A 7,427-nucleotide genomic window follows, 5' to 3' on the forward strand; every position below is an offset into this window, starting at 1 on the left:
TTAATAAGACGATTTGGTTCATTTGAGTGTATTTACGCATGTGAACGGCTCCTTGTCTTCATTTTAGTCTAATGGTTTTCTCATTAATTTCATTAACTATAACGCGAACAAAATTAAAAGTCAATGAGTTTTCAGAATATTTTTTATACTTGCGTAAAATCGTTTGCCTTCTTTCATTTAGCCAGCAATACTGCTTCTTTTATTGGAGCTATTTTATTCCTTTGTACAAAAGAAAAAGTCCGACAAAATTGTCGAACTGTTTTCTTAAGCTGGTGCAAATTGGCTATTATAAAGGTTAGCGTAAAAGTCACCCTTTTCCATCAAGCTTCGGTGGCTGCCCTGCTCAATGATAGAGCCGTTTTTCATGACCAAGATCAAATCTGCATTTTTAATGGTAGATAAACGGTGAGCGATCACAAAACTAGTCCGCTCACTAGTCAAACGATCCATTGCTTGCTGGATCATTTCCTCTGTCCGGGTATCCACACTGGAAGTAGCCTCATCCAAAATAAGAATCTGTGGATCCGCTAAAATTGCGCGAGCAATTGTCAACAGTTGCTGCTGTCCTTGAGAAATTTGTCCATCCTCAGAGGAGATAATGGTGTCATAACCATTCGGTAGCGTGCGAATAAAGTGGTGACACTGAGCAGCCTTTGCCGCCTGAATCACTTCTTGGCGCGTAGCATCAGGTTTGCCATAAGCAATGTTATCCGCAACAGATCCTTCAAACATCCACGTATCCTGTAAAACCATCCCGAACTTGCGGCGAATCGCAGCACGTGAGAGATGCTTAACGTTTTTGCCATCAATTTCAATTTTTCCACCATTTAAGTCATAGAACCGCATCAACAAATTAATCATTGTCGTTTTTCCAGCACCCGTTGGTCCAACAATCGCTACCATTTGCTTCGGTTTCACTTTAAAATTGACATCTTCCATCAGTAAATGATCTGACTGATAGCCAAAAGCAACGTGTTTAAAGGCTACTTCACCACGAACTTTTTCAGGCACAGACAAAGACAAAGGCTCTTCACTTTCCTCCTCCTGATCCAAAATCTCAAAAATTCGCTCTAAGGCAGCAAAAGCACTTTGCAAGCTGTTAATTACATAAGAAACTTGAGTAATCGGTTCAGAAACTTGATTTACATACTGCAGATAGGCCTGAATCAAACCAATAGATAGCTGACCATTGATTACCATAATCCCACCCACAACGGCACTAGTAACAAATCCCAATTGATTTACCAGTCGGATCAGCGGATTAATAGCGAAGCTGACAAACTGGGCCTTTTTGAAGGCTTGGAATTGTGCCTCGTTTAATTCATCCAACTCCTTAAGCGTTTCTTTTTGCCGATTGTATGCTTTAATGACTAGATTACCTGAATAATTCTCTTCTGCTTTAGTACCAACTGCACCTAAAGCAACCTGATTTTGCGAAAAATATTCCTGGTTTTTGTTGGCTAGATAATTAGTCAAGCACATACTAATCAGTAAAATGATCACAATTCCAACGGTCAGCAATGGACTCAAATAAACCATTAAACCTATACCGATGATGATAGAAAGAACCGCAGAGATCAACTGCATCAAGCCCACTTGCAGCACTTCAGATACTTTATCTAAATCCAGAGTAGCTCTAGTTAGGATATCACCAGTCTTATATTGATCAAAAAAGTTCATTGGCAGTCGATTCAGTTTTTCAGTTAGGGCTCTTCTTAGACGCAAAGTTAAGGTTTCTGCCACACTGGCCATCGTATATTCTTGCAACAAGGAAAACAATGAAACACCGATCCAGGTTGAAAATAAAAATAAAACAGGATGGGTCAAGGCTGCCATTAAACTGTTTAAAGAAAACTGGTCGTTCTGGAATAAAGCGATAATCGCATCTAAACCCCAACCTAGGATCAAAGGAGTTATCGCCATTAAAGCTGCAAAACAAATCGCGGAAGTAATAATAATCAAAAAACGTCCTTTTTGAAGTGCCAATAGTTTAAACAAGCGTAGCCCGGTCTTTTTCATATCTTTTGGCATTTCTGTATCGACAGTTTCATCAACTTGCTTCATGCTCATGCTTTTTCTCCTCCATTCCTTGAGATTTTGCGAACTCCAGATAAACCTGGCAGCTGCTCAATAATTCCTGATGTGTTCCTTTTCCTACAATTTTTCCTTCTTCTAATACAATAATTTGATCAGCATCTTTAATAGTAGAAAGACGTTGTGCAACAATTACCACCGCAGCATCCTTTAAATATGTCTTCAGTGCATACCGTAATTTGGCATCCGTCTGATAATCCAATGCTGAAAAGCTGTCGTCAAAGAAATACAAGTCGGCTGGTTTAATCAAAGCACGTGCAATACTTAGACGCTGCTTTTGACCACCAGAAAAATTGTTGCCCTTTTGAGCGACAAAGGCTTGATATTGTCCTTCTAGCCCATTAATAAATTCTTCTGCCTGAGCAATTTTGGCTACCTGCTGCATTTCTTCCTTTGTTGCTTCGGGATTGCCAAAAAGAAAGTTTTCCTCAATTGTCCCACTAAATAAAAAAGCTTTTTGCGGCACATAACTGATTCGATCTCTTAACGCATGCTGCGAAACATCTTTAATCGACTCACCTAAAAAACGAATCTCCCCTTTTGAAGTATCTCTAAAACGCAGCAATGCCTTGGCAATCGTGCTTTTACCAGATCCGGTTCCACCAACAATTGCTGTTGTTCCTTTAGGAATATCAAAAGTGATGTCTGATAGCACGGCCTCCTCTGCACCACTATAAGCAAAATCGACATGATCGAACACAGCAATCGGTCCTTCTATCACTGATGAGAGATTTTCTTTTGATCCATCTATAATTTCTTCTTCTTTTCCTAGAACTTCTCCAATCCGTTCTAACGAAGCCAATGCTTTAGGAATCATCACAATCACCATCGCCGCCATCGTCAAAAACCATAAACTTAAAATGGTATATTCGCTGATAGCTGTCAAACTTCCAATTGGTACGTTCCCCTGCAAAACCAAGACTCCGCCAAAAGCCAAGACTGCTGTCATTCCTAAGCCCATAACCAAATTAACCGTAGGATTCAGCACAGCAAACAATTTATTTACACGAATCATTACTTCAGCATAGTTGCTAAAGGTTTTGTCTGTTCTTTCCTTCTCAAATCTAGTCTTATCAAAAGCTCGGATAACACGCACCCCAGTATAAAATTCGCGAAGCACCTGCATCATTTTGTCCATCCTTTGCTGCATGACATCTGCCAAAGGAATTGCCTTTTTAATTACCACTAAAGACACAACTGAAAATAGTACTATCGACGCAGTCGGAATCCACACAAAGCGCCAAGAAATGGCTCCAGTTAATACGATAGAAGCAATACAAATTAACGGAGCCGGAATGATCATTTGAAACACCATCATTAAAATTTGTTGAATATTACTAATATCGCTGGTAGTCCGTGCCAAAAGGGTTGGTGTCCCAAATTCTTCCATTTCTGCTAACGATAAGCTTTGCGTTTTTTCCACTAAATGCTTACGTAAAAAATAGCCGAAACGACCAGCTAAAATAGCAGAATAATAACTAGCAATAATGGAAACAATTCCAGTAAGAACAGCTACTGCTAGCATTAAACCACCATTACGCCAAATAGCTCCTTGATCATGGGTTAATATCCCTTCATCAATGATTTCAGCAACATAATACGGAATCATTAGTGTTCCCACAGCTTGCAAGATCATTAAAATGAAGGTCGCCAAGAACATCTTGCGATAATCCTTGAAAAAGATTTTAAATAATTTCATCTTCTATTCCTCCTTCTCAAATGGTAGAATAAACTGTAACGTAACGTTACAGTCAAGTAAAAAGAGGAATTTCTTATGAAAAAATACCTTTCCGTCAGTGAAATGGCTAAATACGCCGGAATTAGCCGACGAACACTTATCTATTATGACCAGATTGATTTGTTTAAACCTATTAAAGTTGGTGAAAATGGTTATCGTTATTATGGAATCGGTCAATATTTCGAGCTAGATGTCATTTTGCTTCTCAAAAATATTGGGATGCCTTTAGAAGAAATACACGCTTTCTTGAAAAACCGCAATGTAGACTATGCTGTTCAAGAATTTTATCGACAACGGACCAAGGTTGACCAGCAAATTGACGAATTAAAGCATATACGCTCTTCTTTGGACAGCTATATTGAACGCTACGAGACCTTGAAGAATTTTGACTTGGAATCAATCACCCTCAGCTATCGTGAAGCAGAGTCATTTGTCATTTCCGATATTATTGACAGCGTGGATGGCATGGACTCGGTAGAAATTTATGGACGATTTTATTCATCTGTTGACAGCAAAGACTTATTCAGCGGTTACCCCATTGGTTTTCTAGTAGATGGTGCTGCTTTTTACGAGGAAAATTTTCATGCAGCCCCCTACCGTGCATTGGTAAAAATTCCTGATGAGCGCCTATCCCTATATCAGTCGCAAAAAATTGTCACTCGACCGGCTGGCTATTACGTTTCTGGATTTATTCGAGATGAAATTCACTACATCAATATCTTCAACAATCGATTTAAAAACTATTTAAAGGAACATAATTTGGTTTTGGATGGCGATATTTGGGAGCTGCTTTGGCAAGATGAAGCCACTTCTGAACATCCAGAAGATCAAATTTTCGAAGTACTGATTCCCGTGAAAACAGCCTCATAAACACAGAAAAAAGATCCGTCAATAGCTGACAGATCTTTTTTCCGTTAAATCTTCATACTTAGTAAAGTCAAACTTTCTTGTAAAACGCTGCACCATCTAAAATTCAATAATCAAATTTAGAAATCAACTTAAACAAACCACTTGATAATTTAGAAAATCCTACAATCATACCACTTCATATTTTTATTGTACTTTACATGCTATACTTTACCCGCTTCCTCCATGTTTTTAAGGCTCATCAGATTGAACTAGCAGTATTAACTACCCGATTAAGTAAAATGCTGCTAATCTCAGTCAATTGTTAGAACAGAATGCTTTTAAGCAATATCCATTGGCTCAAAGTAAAGTCTATGGTTTATATGCTGAAATAATTCCAAATTTTGTCTACAACGGTTTGGATGCTCTTTTATCCTTAATCGAGCAACAATGCTATGACAAACCCAAAGAAATGACCTTTGTCTTATATGATTTTTCCGTATCTTATTAAGCATGGGTAAGGATTGGATTCCAATTTCAACAAAAATCTGTCACGTTTAAAATTAGCTGGAGTTTCTCATATTGCAGAAAAACTGCAGTGATTGCAACAGTTCCTAAAATACAAAGAAACACACAACAGAATGCATAAGTCTTTTATCGTATAAGATAAACATTTAACAAAAGATAGTTTGCGTAGCCAAATCGTTCAACGATCCCTACTATCTTTTTTTGTTCAAAAAGAAACAAGGTATCTCATAGAAAGACTATTAAAAAAAGGGTTTTAAAGTAGAAAAAAACCTATCACAAAATGATAGGTCTAATACCGGCGGCCGGGGTCGAACCGGCACTCCCGTGAAGGAACTGGATTTTGAGTCCAGCGCGTCTGCCAATTCCGCCACGCCGGCATGCTAATACATATTTAAATGCTACATTAACCAAATACTAAATCATTATACTATTTATTATTTCAAATCTCAAGGAAATAATAACTGGGGTAGCTGGATTCGAACCAACGCATGACGGAGTCAAAGTCCGTTGCCTTACCGCTTGGCTATACCCCAATAAAAAAGGGCGAACGATGGGAATCGAACCCACGAATGCCGGAGCCACAATCCGGTGCGTTAACCACTTCGCCACGATCGCCATAACATTATTCAAATAAAAAACTAAGATGAAGTTACGCATCTTAGTTTATACCGGCGGCCGGGGTCGAACCGGCACGCCCGTGAGGGCACTGGATTTTGAGTCCAGCGCGTCTGCCAATTCCGCCACGCCGGCATGCTAGTAAACGAGTACTAAGGCGGTAACCGGATTTGAACCGGTGATGAAGGTTTTGCAGACCTCTGCCTTACCACTTGGCTATACCGCCATATTAAGTTTCCTTTTTACCTAATAATAAAAATTAAGTAACTGGGGTAGCTGGATTCGAACCAACGCATGACGGAGTCAAAGTCCGTTGCCTTACCGCTTGGCTATACCCCAATAAAAAAGGGCGAACGATGGGAATCGAACCCACGAATGCCGGAGCCACAATCCGGTGCGTTAACCACTTCGCCACGATCGCCATAATAAAAACAGGGGCAGCAGGAATTGAACCCACACTAACGGTTTTGGAGACCGCTGTTCTACCTTTAAACTATGCCCCTAAAATGAATGGAGGAGAGTGGATTCGAACCACTGAACCCTAAGGAACGGATTTACAGTCCGTCGCGTTTAGCCACTTCGCTACTCCTCCATGGTGGCGCGGGACAGAATCGAACTGCCGACACACGGAGCTTCAATCCGTTGCTCTACCAACTGAGCTACCGCGCCATAATGAATAGTTTAAATTAATTTAATTAAATGGCGGTCCCGACGGGATTTGAACCCGCGATCTCCTGCGTGACAGGCAGGCATGTTAACCCCTACACCACGGAACCGAATGGAGGTTAACGGGATCGAACCGCTGACCCTCTGCTTGTAAGGCAGATGCTCTCCCAGCTGAGCTAAACCTCCATATTTAATTAAATGACCCGTACGGGAATCGAACCCGTGTTACCGCCGTGAAAGGGCGGTGTCTTAACCGCTTGACCAACGGGCCAGAAATAAGTTTAAAACGGAGAGTAAGGGATTCGAACCCTTGAGACAGGATTACCCGCCTACATGATTTCCAATCATGCTCCTTCGGCCGCTCGGACAACTCTCCAAGACTGGAGCATAAAAGCCCAATACCCTAAAATTCCTCTTACGAGAACTCCGGCAGTAGGACTCGAACCTACGACATCATGATTAACAGTCATGCGCTACTACCAACTGAGCTATGCCGGAATAATATACGCGTGGCGACGTCCTACTCTCACAAAGGGAAACCCTTCACTACAATCGGCGCTAAGAAGCTTAACTTCTGTGTTCGGCATGGGAACAGGTGTATCCTTCTTGCCATCGCCACCACACTATTTACTTGAGTAAGTTTCGCTCACTCAAAACTGGATCAGAAAATAAACTCTTCCGAGTTTTTTGGTTAAGTCCTCGATCGATTAGTATCAGTCCGCTCCATACATCACTGCACTTCCACTCCTGACCTATCTACCTGATCTTCTCTCAGGGATCTTACTTTCTTAAAGAAATGGGAAATCTCATCTTGAGGTGGGCTTCACACTTAGATGCTTTCAGCGTTTATCCCTTCCCTACATAGCTACCCAGCGATGCCTCTGGCGAGACAACTGGTACACCAGCGGTAAGTCCATCCCGGTCCTCTCGTACTAAGGAC

The 7,427-nt window shown here is 40.8% G+C and carries 3 protein-coding genes, 15 tRNA genes and 2 rRNA genes (1 of these 20 cut by a window edge); 1 reads left to right on the forward strand and 19 read right to left on the reverse strand.

What is annotated here, in order from left to right; genetic code table 11:
- Positions 1 to 264: 264 nt before the first annotated feature.
- Both I588_RS21465 and I588_RS21470 read right to left on the reverse strand, forming a co-directional pair.
- The gene (locus I588_RS21465) at positions 265 to 2,070 is read right to left on the reverse strand and encodes an ABC transporter ATP-binding protein (RefSeq protein WP_010758783.1); all 1,806 of its coding nucleotides are present in this window, start codon (positions 2,068 to 2,070) and stop codon (positions 265 to 267) included.
- The gene (locus tag I588_RS21470) at positions 2,051 to 3,793 is read right to left on the reverse strand and encodes an ABC transporter ATP-binding protein (protein ID WP_010758782.1); all 1,743 of its coding nucleotides are present in this window, start codon (positions 3,791 to 3,793) and stop codon (positions 2,051 to 2,053) included. Before I588_RS21470 ends, I588_RS21465 begins: the two co-directional genes overlap by 20 nt.
- A 75-nt stretch (positions 3,794 to 3,868) precedes the next feature.
- Here I588_RS21470 and I588_RS21475 point away from each other — a divergent pair, with 75 nt between their 5' ends.
- Complete coding sequence (locus I588_RS21475; RefSeq protein WP_010758781.1) at positions 3,869 to 4,702, forward strand: MerR family transcriptional regulator; 834 nt, start codon at positions 3,869 to 3,871, stop codon at positions 4,700 to 4,702.
- Positions 4,703 to 5,499: 797 nt separating this feature from the next.
- Here the strand turns inward: I588_RS21475 and I588_RS21480 are convergent.
- From I588_RS21480 to I588_RS21560, 17 genes are all read right to left on the reverse strand, one after another.
- Positions 5,500 to 5,583: transfer RNA gene (locus I588_RS21480), tRNA-Leu, on the reverse strand.
- 84 nt (positions 5,584 to 5,667) lie between these two features.
- Positions 5,668 to 5,739, reverse strand: a tRNA-Gln gene (locus I588_RS21485).
- Between the two features lie 9 nt (positions 5,740 to 5,748).
- Positions 5,749 to 5,821, reverse strand: a tRNA-His gene (locus tag I588_RS21490).
- A 51-nt stretch (positions 5,822 to 5,872) separates the two neighbouring features.
- Positions 5,873 to 5,956, reverse strand: a tRNA-Leu gene (locus I588_RS21495).
- A 20-nt stretch (positions 5,957 to 5,976) separates the two neighbouring features.
- Positions 5,977 to 6,047, reverse strand: a tRNA-Cys gene (locus I588_RS21500).
- A gap of 41 nt (positions 6,048 to 6,088) precedes the next feature.
- A tRNA-Gln gene (locus I588_RS21505) sits at positions 6,089 to 6,160 on the reverse strand.
- A 9-nt stretch (positions 6,161 to 6,169) separates the two neighbouring features.
- A tRNA-His gene (locus I588_RS21510) sits at positions 6,170 to 6,242 on the reverse strand.
- Between the two features lie 11 nt (positions 6,243 to 6,253).
- Positions 6,254 to 6,324, reverse strand: a tRNA-Trp gene (locus tag I588_RS21515).
- A gap of 8 nt (positions 6,325 to 6,332) precedes the next feature.
- Positions 6,333 to 6,413 (reverse strand) — tRNA-Tyr (locus tag I588_RS21520).
- A 1-nt stretch (position 6,414) separates the two neighbouring features.
- Positions 6,415 to 6,490: transfer RNA gene (locus tag I588_RS21525), tRNA-Phe, on the reverse strand.
- 31 nt (positions 6,491 to 6,521) lie between these two features.
- A tRNA-Asp gene (locus tag I588_RS21530) sits at positions 6,522 to 6,597 on the reverse strand.
- 3 nt (positions 6,598 to 6,600) lie between these two features.
- Positions 6,601 to 6,673 (reverse strand) — tRNA-Val (locus I588_RS21535).
- 13 nt (positions 6,674 to 6,686) lie between these two features.
- Positions 6,687 to 6,758, reverse strand: a tRNA-Glu gene (locus I588_RS21540).
- A 16-nt stretch (positions 6,759 to 6,774) separates the two neighbouring features.
- Positions 6,775 to 6,863: transfer RNA gene (locus I588_RS21545), tRNA-Ser, on the reverse strand.
- A gap of 48 nt (positions 6,864 to 6,911) precedes the next feature.
- Positions 6,912 to 6,985 (reverse strand) — tRNA-Asn (locus I588_RS21550).
- A 9-nt stretch (positions 6,986 to 6,994) separates the two neighbouring features.
- Positions 6,995 to 7,110 (reverse strand): 5S ribosomal RNA (gene rrf, locus I588_RS21555).
- Between the two features lie 64 nt (positions 7,111 to 7,174).
- Positions 7,175 to 7,427, reverse strand: a 23S ribosomal RNA gene (locus tag I588_RS21560) (it continues 2,659 nt past the right edge of the window).

Source organism: Enterococcus pallens ATCC BAA-351 (assembly GCF_000407485.1).
GTDB lineage: Bacteria > Bacillota > Bacilli > Lactobacillales > Enterococcaceae > Enterococcus_A > Enterococcus_A pallens.